Genomic DNA, 915 nt, shown 5'->3' with positions numbered 1-915 from the left:
CCTCCGGGCCCTCCTCCCCGACCTCCGCGGGATCGGGTATCTCCACACAGGGTCCCTCGCGGAAGGGGCTGTCCACCGCCGGCTCGGCCTGCGCCACGCCCGGGGTGAGGCCCAACCCGAACATCAGCACCGAGGGCATCGCCACCAGGGCGGCGGTTCGGGTTCGGGGCCGGGCGTGCCTGCCACTCCGCTTCGGGCGGGCGCCCGAGGACTCATCACTCACGGGGCCGGCCCTCCCGATCACCGAATCCGTCCGGGGCAGGGGGGAGAACCCCGGTGTCGGCGGAAGCGGGGCCGGCGGAAAGGGTGTCCATGGAAACGGAGTCGACGGGGGCCCCGGCGGGCGCCCGGCCGAACGCCGAGAGGGCGCTGCCGGTGCCCGGAGCGGGCGGGGACATCCGGATCATCGGCTCGTCACCGATCGCCGCCCCCCGACCGTCCACCGGATGATCGCCGTTCGCCCCGTGGCCGTCCCCGGAACCGGGGGCGTCCGCCGCGCTCTCCGCGTCCTCCTCGCCCGGCGCCCAGGCGATGCTCAGACCGCCACCGATCAGGCCGAGGAGAAACCCGACGACGAAACCGCCGAAGTTGGAGACGACCAGCGAGACCAGCGAGAGCATGATCGTCGCCACGCCCGCGAAGACCCGGGTGGCGGGCTGGAGCCACATCCCGAGGCCGAGCGTGATCAGCAGGACCCCTATCACCAGGGAGCCGGCCCCGGCGGTGGTCGCGATGCGGATGGTCAGCTCGCCCATCGTCAGGTTGGCGTAGGGGAACCAGGCGATGGGCAATCCGGCGAGGAGGGTGAGCAACCCCGCCCAGAAAGGGCGTTGCCCGCGCCAGTCGCGGAAGGCGAGGCGGGCCCGGGCGAACCGGGACCGGGGGGTGGGGCGGTCGTCGGACGGGACGTTCGAC

The 915-nt window shown here is 73.9% G+C and carries 1 protein-coding gene and 1 pseudogene; both read right to left on the bottom strand.

What is annotated here, in order from left to right:
- Positions 1 to 223 (bottom strand): annotated as a pseudogene (locus FNQ90_RS25040) (hypothetical protein); the annotation flags it as partial.
- The coding region (locus FNQ90_RS27850; protein ID WP_228471595.1) for a DUF6114 domain-containing protein at positions 216 to 915 on the bottom strand (700 nt) is incomplete at its 5' end. The pseudogene FNQ90_RS25040 and the gene FNQ90_RS27850, both read right to left, overlap by 8 nt.

The sequence above is a fragment of the Streptomyces alkaliphilus genome (assembly GCF_014141535.1).
Classification (GTDB): Bacteria; Actinomycetota; Actinomycetes; order Streptomycetales; family Streptomycetaceae; genus Streptomyces; species Streptomyces alkaliphilus.
Note: the sequence above shows the minus strand (reverse complement) of the source record. Positions and strands in the feature narration are given on the sequence as shown.